The 15,005-nt window shown below is 45.3% G+C and carries 11 protein-coding genes and 1 tRNA gene; 7 read left to right on the top strand and 5 right to left on the bottom strand.

What is annotated here, in order from left to right; all coding sequences use genetic code 11:
- Positions 1-6: 6 nt before the first annotated feature.
- Together ACYVK4_RS15955 and ACYVK4_RS15950 are read left to right on the top strand one after the other, a co-directional pair.
- Complete coding sequence (locus ACYVK4_RS15955) at positions 7-1,221, top strand: DUF5009 domain-containing protein (RefSeq protein ID WP_461128514.1); 1,215 nt, start codon at positions 7-9, stop codon at positions 1,219-1,221.
- A 232-nt stretch (positions 1,222-1,453) separates the two neighbouring features.
- On the top strand, positions 1,454-2,500 hold the full coding sequence (locus ACYVK4_RS15950) for a DUF2278 family protein (protein ID WP_461128513.1): 1,047 nt from the start codon (positions 1,454-1,456) through the stop codon (positions 2,498-2,500).
- A 51-nt stretch (positions 2,501-2,551) separates the two neighbouring features.
- On the opposite strand, the gene ACYVK4_RS15945 is transcribed toward ACYVK4_RS15950, so the two are convergent.
- From ACYVK4_RS15945 to ACYVK4_RS15935, 3 genes are all read right to left on the bottom strand, one after another.
- The gene (locus ACYVK4_RS15945; RefSeq protein ID WP_461128512.1) at positions 2,552-2,974 is read right to left on the bottom strand and encodes a hypothetical protein; all 423 of its coding nucleotides are present in this window, start codon (positions 2,972-2,974) and stop codon (positions 2,552-2,554) included.
- Positions 2,975-3,395: 421 nt separating this feature from the next.
- The gene (locus tag ACYVK4_RS15940) at positions 3,396-6,581 is read right to left on the bottom strand and encodes an HD domain-containing protein (protein ID WP_461128511.1); all 3,186 of its coding nucleotides are present in this window, start codon (positions 6,579-6,581) and stop codon (positions 3,396-3,398) included.
- 130 nt (positions 6,582-6,711) lie between these two features.
- Positions 6,712-6,796, bottom strand: a tRNA-Ser gene (locus ACYVK4_RS15935).
- A 177-nt stretch (positions 6,797-6,973) separates the two neighbouring features.
- Between ACYVK4_RS15935 and purL the strand changes: the two genes are divergently transcribed.
- The 5 genes from purL (at position 6,974) to ACYVK4_RS15910 (ending at position 12,812) form a co-directional block, all read left to right on the top strand.
- Positions 6,974-9,238 carry a phosphoribosylformylglycinamidine synthase subunit PurL gene (gene purL, locus ACYVK4_RS15930; protein ID WP_461128510.1) on the top strand — a complete coding sequence of 755 codons (2,265 nt, stop codon included), beginning with the start codon at positions 6,974-6,976 and terminating at the stop codon, positions 9,236-9,238.
- 212 nt (positions 9,239-9,450) lie between these two features.
- A complete protein-coding gene (locus tag ACYVK4_RS15925; RefSeq protein ID WP_461128509.1) occupies positions 9,451-10,251 on the top strand; it encodes an inositol monophosphatase family protein in 801 nt (266 codons plus the stop codon).
- 289 nt (positions 10,252-10,540) lie between these two features.
- The gene (locus ACYVK4_RS15920) at positions 10,541-11,077 is read left to right on the top strand and encodes a YfiT family bacillithiol transferase (RefSeq protein WP_461128508.1); all 537 of its coding nucleotides are present in this window, start codon (positions 10,541-10,543) and stop codon (positions 11,075-11,077) included.
- Between the two features lie 133 nt (positions 11,078-11,210).
- Positions 11,211-11,366 (top strand): FeoB-associated Cys-rich membrane protein, encoded by a 156-nt coding sequence (locus ACYVK4_RS15915; protein WP_461128507.1) that lies wholly within the window; start codon positions 11,211-11,213, stop codon positions 11,364-11,366.
- Positions 11,367-11,417: 51 nt separating this feature from the next.
- Positions 11,418-12,812, top strand: coding sequence for a DUF4403 family protein (locus ACYVK4_RS15910; RefSeq protein ID WP_461128506.1), 1,395 nt, complete (start codon positions 11,418-11,420; stop codon positions 12,810-12,812).
- A 5-nt stretch (positions 12,813-12,817) separates the two neighbouring features.
- On the opposite strand, the gene ACYVK4_RS15905 is transcribed toward ACYVK4_RS15910, so the two are convergent.
- Together ACYVK4_RS15905 and ACYVK4_RS15900 are read right to left on the bottom strand one after the other, a co-directional pair.
- Entirely contained in the window at positions 12,818-13,456 is a 639-nt protein-coding gene (locus ACYVK4_RS15905) for a DNA-3-methyladenine glycosylase family protein (protein WP_461128505.1), read from the bottom strand.
- Between the two features lie 214 nt (positions 13,457-13,670).
- Entirely contained in the window at positions 13,671-14,723 is a 1,053-nt protein-coding gene (locus ACYVK4_RS15900) for a glycoside hydrolase family 18 protein (RefSeq protein WP_461128504.1), read from the bottom strand.
- Positions 14,724-15,005 lie beyond the last annotated feature (282 nt).

The raw sequence follows: 15,005 nt of genomic DNA, 5'->3' as shown, positions 1-15,005 counted from the left end.
CCTGCCATGAATCAGCCTGAACCCGTCGCTGCCGCCAGCACAAGACCCCTAACAATACCCACCCGGGTTGACTCCATTGATGTACTTCGGGCGTTGACGATGGTGTTGATGATCTTTGTCAATGATCTATGGTCGTTGACCGATATACCGCTCTGGCTGGAGCATGTGCCCGGTGGCGTCGATGGAATGGGGTTGGCCGATGGGGTATTCCCCGCTTTTCTGTTCATCGTTGGCATGTCGCTGCCCTTTGCGATAAATGCCCGTCGTTTAAAAGGGGATTCAGATCTGGCGCTTGTTGGTCATAGCCTCATGCGCTCGGTGGCGTTGCTCGTGATGGGCGTTTTTCTGGTCAATGGCGAATCCATCAACGAAACGGCAACGGGTATGTACCGGCTGGTCTGGAATGTGCTAGCCTGCTGTGGGTTTATCCTGATCTGGAACGCTTATCCGAAGGCTGCTAATAAACGGGTTGTATTGGGCGCTAAGCTGCTGGCCATCGGTTTGCTTATTACCATGGCCGTTATCTATCGGGGAGAAGAAGAAAGCCGGTTTGCTACCCACTGGTGGGGAATATTAGGGCTTATTGGCTGGTCTTATCTGGCGGCTGCGCTGGTGACTGTTCTGGCCCGTAACCGAATTTGGGTACTGGTTGCGGCCTGGATTGGCTTCAGCGCCCTCAGCATGGTGGCTGCCGCGAAGCTATTGCCTGGTGCTGTTTCTTATATCCCCTCAGCCATCAGCCACGGCACCATGGTGGGTCTGACAATGGGAGGGGTGGTTATCGCGACGCTGTTCCAATATTACCGTCAACGCGGAGAAAATCAGCGCATGACACTGGTTTTTATTGTCATCTCACTGGTGCTGATCGGCTTATCGATGTATACCCGACCGTTTTGGGGACTGAGCAAACTGGCGGCCACACCGGCCTGGTTATTTCTGTGCAGCGCCTTAACGATTCTGGTCTTCATGGCTATCTATTGGGTGGTGGATATGGCGGGTAAAGCCAACTGGTTTGCGGCCATTAAACCGGCTGGAACCGATACGCTGCTCTGCTACCTGATCCCGTATTTTGCCTATGCGTTTACTACGCTTCTGGATCTTCATTTGCCTGATTGGTTATTAACGGGCGGTATCGGTCTGATAAAATCCTTCCTGTTCGCGCTCCTGTGCGTCTGGATCACCCGATTGCTGAATCGGAGAGGGGTGCGGTTGAAATTGTAGAGTGAGAAGAATCAACCTACCCCAAACGGTATGCCGTCGCGGCCCTCCCTTTTTTTAGGGGAGGGGCACGTAACAACATTCCCTTTTTCTGGCCCCTCCCCTTTTTTTGGGGGAGGGGTTTGGGGTGGGGTCTATTCCCACTCGATAAAAGTCATACACGCTTAATAGGGTTTTAGGTTGTTGGTGGGTTGTTCAATCCATCTTTGTCGGGTTAACTATCAACGCCATACTCATGTCACTTTCCAACTACCACCTGTTTGCAGGCCGATACGATCGCGGTCTGATGGCATCCGATGCCAATCACTTTGAGATAAAACTTAACACCGGCAGCGATTTTTACCGGATCGCCGTCAATGTCCGGTCGCAGGATGGCTCCATGCTGATGACGTTTATTGACGAGAATTTTCAGCACGAGTTGCTAGATCGTTTGCTTAACGCATTCCCGCAAAACGGCATTTTTAACCTCAACGACAGGGCTGATCGACAACAGTTTGGGCTCGATTTCCTACGGCGAAACCTGATTGGAGATTTTAACAAAATGGTTCCGCTTCCCAATAACCTGCCCGGGCTGGATAACGATCTGGAGGAAAAGCTGACCTTCGCACTGGATAAATCCAAAGTCGATCCCAACGCCCGTATCTTCGCTTTCGGCGAAAAGTGGCCCGGAACAGCCAATAAAGACAAATATTTTCCGGAGATAAAGGATCAGGGTTTGCATGATATTCACATGAATCAGGGCAACCCGAAGGGCTCTCATGAGCAGGATAATGGCGTTTTTCAGGACGGCGGCTTATTAATTTATTACCCCAGTCTGAATCGCTGGACGGCCATATTACTGGCGTTCCAAACCCAATTCAACACGCTGAACCCAACCACGCTGCATACGGATGACCAGACAGGCAACCGCATCTCCGGCAAGGATGATGACAAGGGAGGAAATAAACCCGTGGATGGCAAGGTGGTTATCGTTGGTGCGCTGGTGAACCCCAAAGGCAATGAAACGGGGAAAGAAAAAGTTATCCTGATGAACACCCTGGACGAAGCCGTTTCCCTTGACGGATGGAAGCTGGTTGACCGCAACCGACATGAATTTGTGATCAGGAGCACAACTATGGGCGCCAGCAGTACCGTGGAGATAAAGATTACGGGCAGCAGCAATTTTAACCTGAGCAACAACGGCGGTACCATTTCCCTGCTAAATAGCAAAGGCATAAAGACCAGCGGGGTGCAGTATACCAAACAGCAGGCTAAAGAGGAAGGAAAAGTTATCCAGTTTTAAGAAGTTCGATAAGCCCTATAAGGTTTCAAAAACCTTATAGGTTTAAATCAGTCAATTATTCAATTTATCCAGATTGTACTCCTCCGGGCCTCTGGCGTTGTTAATGGAAACTGTCATAATAAACTCCTGCTCATTCGTTTCAGACACCACCGTATAGGAACCGGGCAGACTGCCCAGGGTGGCTATAAAATAATGTTGCTTGCCGGGGCTAAAGTGAACATAATAAGGCTTGTTGTTTACGATAAAGCCAACGCTATCGGCTGTCGTTTGAATGATAGCCCAGGTCCTTCGCTTAATCTGAATAGGGCTATTCGCGGTGGTAGTGGTCTTTACGGCTAAACTAAAACCGTTCTGTACATTGAATAGATGTATCCGGGTAACCGGGCGGTTTACCTGTGCGTAGGCGTCTGTACTTATCAGCGCACATAAGAGAGCAACCCCAAAAAAGTATAGAACGAACTCAACCTTTTTCATGATGCAGCTTTTTCGGTAAGAGTTAAAGACCCAATTCTACATAAAAGGTTGGAAGGATGAACGTATAAAAAGTGTTTTTAATGGTGGTTTAAGTGGCGAAGGAGAAGTAGTAAACACTACAAACTTTTTATGTCGATTCATTAAACCAGATATACATTTTGCCTAATTGAGCGTCGAAAGTAATGAAGGTTCACTAATCCATATCGTATATGTCTTCATGAACCGCCAGCATTCTTCGACGAGTCAAATCAGAAGTCATTAATTAAATAATATAATCCAACCGATGACTAATAGGCTTGCCGTGGCTAGTATAGGGGGCGTTTTTGATTCGGTGTAGTAGGTTTTCCATAAGATAATGCCACTCTCAGTACAGAGACTTTTAAAATTAGATGTAATCTTAGTAAACCAATTAGTAATCAGTTTATTGAAGATTTTTTGATCGGTTTGCAGAGATTATATCTAAAATAAGCGAATAATAAGATTCCATTACAGATTCGGGGTTTCGCTTGACATCTGTAAATGGTGATTTGGAGATAACATATTCTAGTAAAGAATTAGGAATTAAACTTGATAAATATTTATCTCTTAATAGGTCATTTGTATCAAAAGTTCCAGAGGAGTCAATCTGGCTCAAAATAGACTTTAATTCTTGAGAATTTCTAAATGGAGAAATGATTAAATTATCGGTAAAGTTGTCATGAAAAAGAAATCCATCAAACCACTCATTCACTGAAAGCTGCTTCCAATATTTCTCTAAGGGAGGGATCGCATCTCTCCTCTTGTGAGCTTCTGAAGAATAAATAGAATTTGTTAATAATTGTTTAATAGATGCTTCATTACATTTCAAAGGAACATAAGCTGCACTTTTTTCGAAAATACTTATAGATACCGATTGCTTATCGGAATCATATATATAATATTCCACTTTTTTAAACCCTAAAACTTTAAGGTATGGACTAAAATATTCAAAATCCCATAATATTAAATCAATATCGTAATTGTTTGTAATTGTAATTTCTTTGTAAGTATCATGCTTTGCACCAACAATATTAAGAATTGGATCTCTATAATCAGCGCTTATTGATAGTAAGCGATTGGCCTTAAAAAAATCTATATATTTAACTTCACTTAGATCATGCTTAGTAGCAAATGAATTTGGAAGTTTAAAGTCCTTGTAGAAAATTTCAGGCTGATTTATAGTAACTTTATTCATTGATGCAGTCAGATGCACATGAAAATATTCAATGGCAGTATTTTCCTCTCCAGGTAAAATATTTTCTTCAAATAATTTAACTATTAATTCTAAAGATTTAGGTAAGACTTTCTCTAAAAAAATATTGTCAAATTTCTTTTTTGTCTTCTTTATGAATTTGCTTCGAGAAATATTTAATATTTTATCTGATTCAGGACTTTCAAAGTTCCATATATATTTGAAGTATGATGTTTTATAGTAAGAAGGAGGTGACTCTTCTAAAGGTATGTCTCTGACCAATTGTTTATTTATAAGGCCAGAGCTATGACGTCGATTTTGCCCATCTTGAATCAGGGAGTTGTAAAAAAATATACTAAAGTCAGAGCCAATGCCTAAGTCTTCAAATAAACGAAAATGATTGTATTGCCTGTTATTGTTTCTTTTGTATAAATACGCGGAAATGTCTTTTTCTCTTTTGCATATAATTGAACTTTGTATTTCCAAGTAATCCTCTTCCAAAAAGGTTGATTTTTTTATTTGCTTATTGTTTACATATATATTTAACAAATCAATGTACTGGAACTCTTCCAATACATAGGCGATTAATCTATGAATATGAACATTTTTATAATCGTCATCAAACCAATCGTAGCTATTTATTATTTGAACAGGAAATTTATTTTCAAAAATGTTATCAAAATCATCTTTGTTGATATTTATTATAATTTTAGTCCCTCTACGCATTTCTATCTTAGTTGGCGTTATTCTACAATACTCGCCATTTTTAGCAGAAAAGAACTGTATTTCTTTCCCCTCTTCATACTCACTCTTTGTTTGGATAATAAATGTATTTGAAACTAAAAAAAGAGATTGTAAGCCTATTCCAAAAGCACCTGTGGGTTTTAACCAAAAAGGCATTTGCTTTTTAAGTTTTTGGAAGTTTTCGTCAGAACTCCTGCTTTCGCCAACTTTTTTTGTCATTCTTATTAAGTCTTCTTCTGAAATTCCAGTTCCATTATCTTGAATTGTAATTCTTAAACTTTCACCATCCCAATAAAAATTAAGATCAATTAAAAAGTTACTCCATATTTCTAGTGGTAAATCAAAATAAAATTTAATATTATTAATTAAATCGTCATGTAATAAATCCCAAGATAACTTTAGATCGCGTCGAATTAAATTATCATAATATCCATTTTCAACCAATTTCCAAAGTTGAATTTTTGAAGCATCAATGGCGTTTTGTACAATTTCTCTTATAAAGACTAGACCAGTGTACTCATAAATTGCTGAACCTTCGAACATTTCAAATACTTTTTTGTTTGAAATTTCAAAACGAAGATTCATTAACCCAATTTTTGGCTCAGAACTTTTATATAAAATTTTTATTCCATCCCTTGAAATTGTTGGCGGTAAGCCAGAAAGATTTTTTGGGGCTATATTTGCCCACTCCTTACTTTGGTCTTTAACTTCGTCTTGAAGCCAATCGAACCAGCCTCTAGCTATTCTATAAACTTCGTCACTCATACAATCAACAGTAACTTCGATTGACGTTGGTGCTATTAATAAATGTTTAATAGATGCATGTTTTTCCTTATGAAGTTTTGATGTATTTGGAAGTGAATCTGCAAGGACTTTTTCATTAAAAATACTGAATCTTTTATCGTCTACATCAAGTAAGTCACCTAGTCTTAGTAGGTAAGCTATAAATCTTGGATGCATTTTATCGCCCCCAAATCCATCTGCAATAAATTCTAAACGATCAAAAACCTCATAGAAATTAACGCCATGGCCAAACCCTATTTCTGCTAATACAACAATAAATCGATTAGGGATTCCTGTAAGACTAAAACCATTTAAATATTTATTAAATTCAATATCCTCACCTAATATGATTTCTTTACTTCTCACATGATGATTTACTCTAAAAAAATCAGCTGTTACTAATATAACAGCTTTTCGTATTTGTAGGGCAATCGTTAAATTATCTTTAGGAATATGATTTTCTACATCATTTAATTTGGATAACAGTTGAGCAGATTCGCGTAAATCTTTATCACTTGATTTATTACTTAAGAATTTTAGATATTTTTGAAATTCATCACCAGCCCATTTCTTTTCTAATACATTGTTGAATATAACCATCCCTAAATCATGTGTGTGTGCCGCCATGAGGATAAGCCACGTATCAGTCGGGGTTAACTGCGATATTCGCTCTTCGCCAAGAAATGATTCAATATTTCTTATAATAGTATTTGAATGACTACTTTCATGTAAACTGTAGTGAGGAAAGTTAAATATAATTGCGTTTTGAGCATTTTTTAAATATTTTTTGTTTAATATCCAAATTGATTTTAAGAGTTCAAAGTCGTTATTAATACTAGTATTATTTAGGTGTTGTTCTAAAGTTAACATGTTAAGATTGAAGGTTTAGGTGTGATAAAAACATAGCATGACGTAAAGCATTCAAATTAGAAATTTCTCAAAAAAATTAAATAAAAAAGCGCTCAAAATCAAATTTTTGAGCGCTTTTAATATTTTTTTGCAGAGAGAGAGGGATTCGAACCCCCGGACCTGTTACAGTCAGTGGTTTTCAAGACCACCGCAATCGACCACTCTGCCATCTCTCTTTCTTGGGTGCAAATATACGAATGATTCGATATTTGTCAACCTTTAAAGCCCGGTTTCAGCCAAAAACCGTAATTTTGAGCATTCTTCAATGAGTGAACAAGTGAGTCAACGAATAAGCGGAAGGTGTAGCCTCCCGTTTTCTTATTCCTTAATTCGCTCAGTCACAATTCGCTAACATGGACGCAACCGAATCGCTACCCTCGCTTGAAACCGCCCGCAAACTGGGCCTGCTACCCGAAGAATTTGATCGCATCGCCGAAATTTTAGGGCGTCGGCCAAATTTTACTGAACTGAGTATCTTCTCGGTGATGTGGTCGGAACACTGTTCTTATAAGAATTCCATTGTCTGGCTCAAAACGCTGCCCCGCGATTCGGACCGTATGCTGGCGAAAGCTGGGGACGAAAACGCGGGTCTGGTAGACATCGGCGATGGGCTGGCCTGCTCCTTCAAGATCGAGTCGCACAACCACCCCTCGGCGCTGGAACCCTACCAGGGCGCAGCTACGGGCGTGGGTGGTATCAACCGCGATATTTTCACCATGGGTGCCCGGCCCATTGCGCAGTTAAACTCCCTGCGCTTCGGCGATTTGACACTGCCTAAAACCCGTCGTCTGTTGCGCGGTGTGGTAAAGGGTATCGGCGATTATGGCAATGCCTTCGGTATTCCGACCGTGGGCGGTGAGCTGTTCTTCGATGATTGTTATAACACCAACCCCCTCGTCAACGCCTTCTCGGCGGGTATCGTTGAGGTCGGCAAATCGGCCAAAGCCACCAGCTTTGGTGTAGGCAACCCGGTGTTCATCGTCGGCTCGGCAACGGGTAAAGACGGTATTCACGGCGCTACCTTCGCTTCTGAAGATATATCGGCCGCATCGACCGACAAACTTCCGGCGGTACAGGTGGGTGATCCGTTCATGGAGAAACTCCTGCTCGAAGCGACGCTCGAAATCATTGCCACAGGCTACGTGATCGGTATTCAGGATATGGGTGCCGCTGGTATCATCTGTTCAACCTCAGAGATGAGTGCGAAGGGTGAACACGGTATGATCATCGACCTCGACAATGTCCCAACCCGTCAACCCAACATGGCTCCGTTCGAGATTCTGCTTTCTGAATCACAGGAACGGATGCTGGTGGTGATCGAAAAAGGTAAAGAACACATCATTCAGGGAATTTTTGATAAGTGGGACCTGAACTGTGCACAGATCGGTGAGGTGACGCCAAAAGGCGAAAATGACCTCGGCCGTCTGCATTTCTACCGCTACGGCGAACTCGTTGCCGATGTACCGGCCTACGATCTGGTATTGGGCGGGGGCGCCCCTGTCTATCACCGGGAATACACCGAACCGGCTTATATTAAGGAGTTTGCTAAATTTGATATTACAGACGTTGACGACATTGAGCTGAGCGATATTCGGGAAATTGCCGAGCACCTGCTGGCGCATCCTAATATCTGTTCACGGAAGTGGGTATATGAGCAGTATGATTCGATGGTGGGCACCGGCAACCGCAGTACCAACGCACCCTCGGACGCAGCTGTTGTTCGGGTAAAAGGCCCCGGCATTCCTGCCACCGATAAATCCATTGTAATTACCGTCGACTGCAACAGCCGCTATGTAAACGCCAACCCACGCACGGGTGCCATGATTGCCGTTGCCGAAGCCTGCCGCAACATCGTTTGCACGGGTGGTGAGCCGCTGGCCGTTACCAACAACCTCAACTTTGGTAATCCTTACGTACCGGAAGTTTACTGGCACTTTGTCGAAGCCGTTCAGGGCATGGGTGAAGCCTGCCGTCGGTTCAGCACCCCGGTAACGGGCGGTAACGTGAGTTTCTACAACCAAAGCTCAGACCACGGCCCCGTTTTCCCGACGCCAACCATTGGTATGCTGGGTCTTATGGAAAATCCGGCCCACCAGATGACGCTCAACTTTAAAAATGACGGCGACCTGATCTATCTGATCGGACAGTCGACCAACGACATCGCGTCTTCCGAGTATCTCTATTCCTACCTGGAAATTAAAGAGTCGCCCGCGCCCTATTTTGAGTTTGACGATGAATGGCACGTGCAGGAAGGCATCAAAACCCTGATTCGCAATGGCTGGATCGAATCAGCGCACGACGTGTCGGATGGTGGCCTGTTCGTTACTCTGGTCGAGTCGGCAATGGCGGGTAACACCGGTTTCCAGATCGTTTCCGATGATCGGCACCGGCTGGATTCATTCCTGTTTGGCGAGAGCCAGAGCCGGGTTGTCGTAACCGTTTCGCCTGAGCATCAGAAAACAGTGGAAGGCTATCTGCACGATACCATCATGCCCTTCATGCTGTTGGGTACGGTAACGGCTGCATCGCCCGCGTTTGTTGTCGACAACACAACGGTGATGACCCTGGACGAAGCAAAAGGCCTGTACGATAATGCATTAGGCAAAATAATGGCCTAAGAAATAGACTGGTGCGGCATAGTCGCTTGTGATACATTATTCCGCGCCAGCAACAACTTTCATCTACTTGACCTTCGTGCCTCTGTGGTTAACTATTTGTTTGCCCAAAGCATAGACGTCAACTCATACTGTAAAACCAATTCAACGGCCGATGATTCGCCAGGCTTTGCCTGATGGTTTCTCATCGGCCGTTTTACCTGAATCAACATTATATGGCCATTGACTTAGCCGCAGTTACCAGCGAAATAGGCACGATTGCCAGGGAGGCCGGTGCGTTTTTATTACAGGAACGCAGCCGCTTTGACCGCGATGCCATTGAATACAAAGGGTTGAACAACCTCGTCTCGTACGTCGACAAGGAGACCGAAAAGCAACTGGTTACCAAACTGAGTAAGCTGCTACCCGAAGCCGGTTTCATCACCGAAGAGGGCACAACGGGGCAGGACGCCGATCAGTCGGCCTTGAACTGGATCATCGATCCCCTCGACGGTACCGCCAACTTCATTCATGACCTGCCCGTCTTTTCCGTGAGTATCGGCCTGGCGCAGGGTAATACACCCATTGCCGGGGTTATCTATGATCCTAACCGGGATGAGTGCTTCTCGGCCTGGCAGGGGGGAGGAGCTTTCTGCAATGACAAGCGCATTTCTGTTTCGCTGGCAACCCAATTGGGCGAAAGCCTGATCGCCACCGGTTTTCCCTATTATACCTTCGACAAAATGCAGCCTTATCTGCATATTCTGGAGTCGCTCATGCAGCAAACGCATGGACTGCGCCGGATGGGGTCGGCCGCTATTGATCTGGCGTATGTGGCTTGCGGACGCTTCGATGCGTTTTACGAATACAACCTCAACTCCTGGGATATGGCCGCCGGCGTATTGCTCGTTCGGGAAGCGGGGGGCGTCGTGACGGACTTCGACGGTGGCGACGCATTCCTGTTCCGGGGCGATGTAATTGCTGGCTCGGGTGTGCATCCGGAGCTTATCAGGGTGGTTCAGCAGTATTGGCAATAAATATCTTTAACAGGAGTTACCACCCCCAACCCCCTCCTAAAACAGGAGGGGGCTCAAAGAAGGGTACCCCGTTAAAAAGTCCCCTCCTGTTTTAGGAGGGGGTTGGGGATGGTCACTCCTGTTAGGGGCGGAACAACGTTTCGCCAGAAGGTAATCACTCCGGACTACCCGTATTCTTAAAATCGGATGGTTAATAACGATTGTAAAAAACAATCTTTGCAGGATACCGTTGAGAGAGCAAATTTTGGACAAGCTGTTCAAAAAAGCGTGTTCAACTAATTACTAAACCATGCAGGATCTTGATTCACTTCGCTACCCTATCGGCGATTTCATTTATGAACAGACTTTTACGGCTGACCAAACTCAACAACACATCGTTGCCATCGACGAACTGCCGATCAAACTAACCGAATTGGTTGGCAAATGGGGCGACGATCGACTGGATACACCCTACCGACCGGAGGGCTGGACAGTACGGCAGTTGGTGCATCACATGGCTGACAGCCACATCAACGCGTATGTCCGGACAAAACTGGCTTTGACAGAAACGAATCCAACCATATCTCCGTATGAGGAAGGAGAGTGGGCCAAACTCCCGGATTCGATGCTTGATATTGCCCCCTCGCTGGTCATTCTCCGTAATCTGCACCAGCGCTGGGTGGCCGTGCTGGCCTCCCTAACCGACGCCGAGTTGTCCCGAACGTATTACCATCCCGGTAGTAAAAAAATAGTAGCGTTGCGGGAAGTGGCGGCCATATATGCCTGGCATGGCGAACACCATTACCAACACGCCTTTCGACTGGCCGAACGGAACGGATGGGTTTAAAAAGATGTATAATAAATAGAGATGTATGATGTAGGATATTGGATGTATGATAAAGGTTCAGGCTTTCGGCCGGTTAGCGTTTATCAACATCAAAGTACCTGCATCCTAATGAATACATCACACAATTCGTCTCATGCAGGAATTTATTATTTTCCTCGTTTTTGCGGTTGCATTGGCCTATTTAGGTAATCGGGCCTACCAAAGTTTCTCCGCTAAAAAAGCAGGTTGTGGCAAAGGCTGCGGCTGTGCTACGGACACAAAACTATCGGTGAAACCTACCGCAAAATGAAAATAGGATCCTGCCAATAACATTTTGGCAGGCAGGAAGTTTGTTGTTACAATGAATGCCCTGCGAACCATCGGATTTTTGTGCCTTCTCGTTTTTGTTGTCAGTCTGGACGCGTGTAAGCGGGTTCGGCCCGCAGCACCCGAGCGGGAAGAGTTTGAACCTGCCATCACCGATCCTGTCTCCTTCGTAGCCGGGAATCTCACTTTCAACATTAGTGATCTGGAGACGAAAATCAACAAGTCGTTGAAGGTTGTTCTCGTTCCTGAAGAAACCTTTGAAGGGCGTAAAGGAGAAGCCTGGCGGTTCCGGGTCGAACGTACCGGCCCCATTCGTATCCGGTACGCCAACCGGCGGGTTTATTTTTCAGCTCCCCTGCAAGTTTGGTATACTAATCCAATTGGTCTTCGTAAGCGAGCCAAACGCCCGCGCCGTACACTCTGTGCCCTATCTGTCACGTTCAACAGTCCCGTTGGGGTTGGCACAAACTGGCGTTTAGCGACTAAGTCTACCTTCGAGAACTACCAGTGGACCCAGGAACCCAAAGTGCAGCTGCTGGGTATAAAGCTAAACGTTAAAAAACTGGCAGAAAAAATACTGGATAAACGAAAAGCTGATATTGAGCAGGCGATCGACAAGGCCGTACACGACGGTTTACGACTCGATCGGGAGGTAAGTAAAGTCTGGCGGGATATGCAGAATCCCCTGCGTATAGCGAAAGTGCCCGAAAACATCTGGTTAATGCCCCGTCCATTCAGTATTGCGGTGGCTCCCGTTTATGGCAACAAAAAACAAATTACCGTTCCGCTGCAAATTGCTTTTCGGGTGAAAACGAAACTGGGGCCCAGACCTATGGTGGATACGCTGATCATGCTTCCTCGTTTATTACGCCGGAATAATCTCCCCGATTCGGCACGTATTGAAGTACTGGCGTTCATTCCGTACAGTGAGGTCAACACGGTTTTGGCTCGAACGCTGATCAAACAAAAGCTGGACCTGGCTGGCGGCAATATCACCATAAAGAATGCGTCCGTTTATGGGAGCGGGCGGAATATCATTTTAAAAGCGGAGGTAGGCGGCAAGGTAAAAGGAAACCTGTACTTTCATGGCAGCCCACAGTACGATACGTTAACCAATACGCTGCGGATAAAGAATGTCGATTTTGATGTCGATACAAAAGAGCGGTTGTTTGCCACGGCCGACTGGCTACTCCACGACCACCTTCGCGACACGATTCAGGCGGCCATGGTAATTCCGTTACGACAGCAAATCACATCGATTCCGGATAAAATAGAAACGGCCTTTGCCAAAGCCAAAGTTGGTCAGAAGACCGATTTGAATCTGGATACCTTCCGCTTAACACCACAACGAATTGTTGTTCGGCCCGATGGCATCCAGGTGTTAATAAAAGTGCAGTCAAAAGTGGCCGTAAAAGTCAAAAAGCTATAAGCGCTTTAGGTTGACTGCCACCGCCACAGATACCGGCTGGCCGTGGTGCGAAAGGGGCGCCAGGGTTCGGCGATGGCGTGCAGCACTTTGTATAAGGCTTTGCCCGTCAAGCCATTAGTTTGTTCGGGATAAGCCCGCATCATCCGCTGGCGAATCACCAGATCGTCGATAGGAAACACATCAGGGCGATCCAGAACAAACATCAGCAGCATTTCGACTGTCCAGCGGCCAACGCCTTTAATGGGGAGCAAATAGTGTACAATTTCTTCATCCGACATCGCATCGACCTTCGCCCGGCTCAGCGCCGGAGCTGCGTCCGACTTTTCTAATGAAAACTCTGCCACACTTTGCAGGTACTTGATCTTCTGGAAGGAAAGTCCGGCGCTTCGCAGTTCCTCCGTTGTTTTTAGCAACAACGCGTCGGCAGCCGGATAATTGTTGGGGAAAAGTGCCCGGAAACGCCCAAAGATGGCATCGGCCGCTTTCACCGAAATTTGCTGAGAAACAATACTTTCCAGCAAGGCTAAATACAAATCATCGGCATAATCAGAAAAGATTTTGGGAACTGGCGTTTCAGCAATGATTCGCGCCATCACCGGGTCCTGGGAAAGATGAATCAGGGCAGGGGAGTGAGAGTCGATCATAGCTGATTATCTGGTAGATTTTGAGTTGAGCCGGCTGTATCCTCGTTTATAGTGTTCATTGAACGTATTATTAAAGCTTTAGACATCGCGGTTTTTGAAGACTCAAACGAGGGTACGTTAACCGATAGGAAATAATTGGACAGATAGCTTTTCTAACTAAACTATCGTCAACCCATATTAGGTACTATTGGAGCCCCTGACTTAATAACTATTTTTACTTCCCTAACTCCGTTACCAACGAATTTAGCAACGCGCTTTTCTGCTGAAGGTCATAGATGTATTCCCAGAACATGACACCTGCCAGTTTCTTCGACTTAACGTAGGCTACTTTATAGATAAACGATTCAGGGTCAGCGTAGGAAATGAAAGTTCGTGATGTGGGGTTCCAGAGGTAAGGGGCTTTGGCATCTGCATCCCAGTACCGGGTAAAGCCGTTTTTGTTGATGAACTTCGCCATAAGTTCATCATAACTAATGAACGAATGAGCACCCGGAGCCGGTTGAAACAGACCATTGTCCTGATCGCGGGCATCTGCCCAGCCGCGGCCGTAAAAGGGGAGCCCCAATACTATTTTGCTGGCAGGCACTCCCGCCCGAATATGACCATCAACGGCATCGGCAGAGCTATTTCGCGAATGGTCGCCTTTGGCTGATTGATAGAGGGGACTGTGGTGACCGGTCACTTTATCATTGCCGTGGTACAGGTCATACGTCATGATATTGACGTAATCCAGGTATTTCTGCGCGTTGCCTAGTTCGGTATGGTTTACGAAAGCGGTATCGCCCCCGGTGGCAGCAGTCAGCAGATAGTGATTCTTACCGGTACGTTTATCCTGTTTCCCCTGTGCATCCAGTCCATCGCGAAGAGATTTCAGAAACAGCGTGAAATTTTGTTTGTCCTCGGGGCGAAATATATTGCCTGCACCGATCTGTGCCGGGTATTCCCAGTCAATATCGATACCATCCAGCTTGTGTTTTTTGAGCAGGTCAACGGCGCTTTCCGTGAATTTACGGCGTGAAGCGTCTGATAAAGCCGCGTCAGAGAAGTACTTGCAGCCGCCCCAGCCCCCAATAGACAGCAAAATCTTGAGGTCTTTGTTGACCGTTCTAAGTGCAGTAAGCTTTGCCAGGTTTTCACCATCTTTAGCCGTCAGGGGAGCAATAACCCCATTTTTGTCGGGCACGCCAAAGGCATAATTGATATGGGTAAGCTTCTGGGCCTCAATCTGATCTTTTGTCCAGCCATTTCCGGTGACGTATCCAATCATTACGTATGGATGGGATGGTTTGGTTGACTGGGCGAAAAGACTCTTGCCGAAAAAACAGAGAAGAAAAGCAGTGCGTAAAACGATAGTTTGCATGAATTTGTCGTAGCGAACGTGTTGGCAGAAAGCAAATATAAGGAGAGGACGTTGTTAGATGATGGTGTAAATGAACGTTTAATGCCGTTTGTGGCATATTAGTAACGATTTTACTCTATGAGCACTTTGGGGAAGGGGGGAGTATGATCTTGTGAACAATCAGCGACAGCTGCTGTAGTTAACTTAACT

The sequence above is a fragment of the Spirosoma aerophilum genome (genome assembly GCF_054782495.1).
Note: the sequence above shows the minus strand (reverse complement) of the source record. Positions and strands in the feature narration are given on the sequence as shown.

Coding starts and splice junctions, on each gene's coding strand:
- ACYVK4_RS15955 (WP_461128514.1), top strand. CDS start 7: ATGAATCAGCCTGAACCCGTCGCTGCCGCCAGCACAAGACCCCTAACA.
- ACYVK4_RS15905 (WP_461128505.1), bottom strand. CDS start 13,456: ATGATCGACTCTCACTCCCCTGCCCTGATTCATCTTTCCCAGGACCCG.
- ACYVK4_RS15940 (WP_461128511.1), bottom strand. CDS start 6,581: ATGTTAACTTTAGAACAACACCTAAATAATACTAGTATTAATAACGAC.
- ACYVK4_RS15920 (WP_461128508.1), top strand. CDS start 10,541: ATGCAGGATCTTGATTCACTTCGCTACCCTATCGGCGATTTCATTTAT.
- ACYVK4_RS15925 (WP_461128509.1), top strand. CDS start 9,451: ATGGCCATTGACTTAGCCGCAGTTACCAGCGAAATAGGCACGATTGCC.
- ACYVK4_RS15915 (WP_461128507.1), top strand. CDS start 11,211: ATGCAGGAATTTATTATTTTCCTCGTTTTTGCGGTTGCATTGGCCTAT.
- ACYVK4_RS15910 (WP_461128506.1), top strand. CDS start 11,418: ATGAATGCCCTGCGAACCATCGGATTTTTGTGCCTTCTCGTTTTTGTT.
- ACYVK4_RS15950 (WP_461128513.1), top strand. CDS start 1,454: ATGTCACTTTCCAACTACCACCTGTTTGCAGGCCGATACGATCGCGGT.
- purL (WP_461128510.1), top strand. CDS start 6,974: ATGGACGCAACCGAATCGCTACCCTCGCTTGAAACCGCCCGCAAACTG.
- ACYVK4_RS15900 (WP_461128504.1), bottom strand. CDS start 14,723: ATGATTGGATACGTCACCGGAAATGGCTGGACAAAAGATCAGATTGAG.
- ACYVK4_RS15945 (WP_461128512.1), bottom strand. CDS start 2,974: ATGAAAAAGGTTGAGTTCGTTCTATACTTTTTTGGGGTTGCTCTCTTA.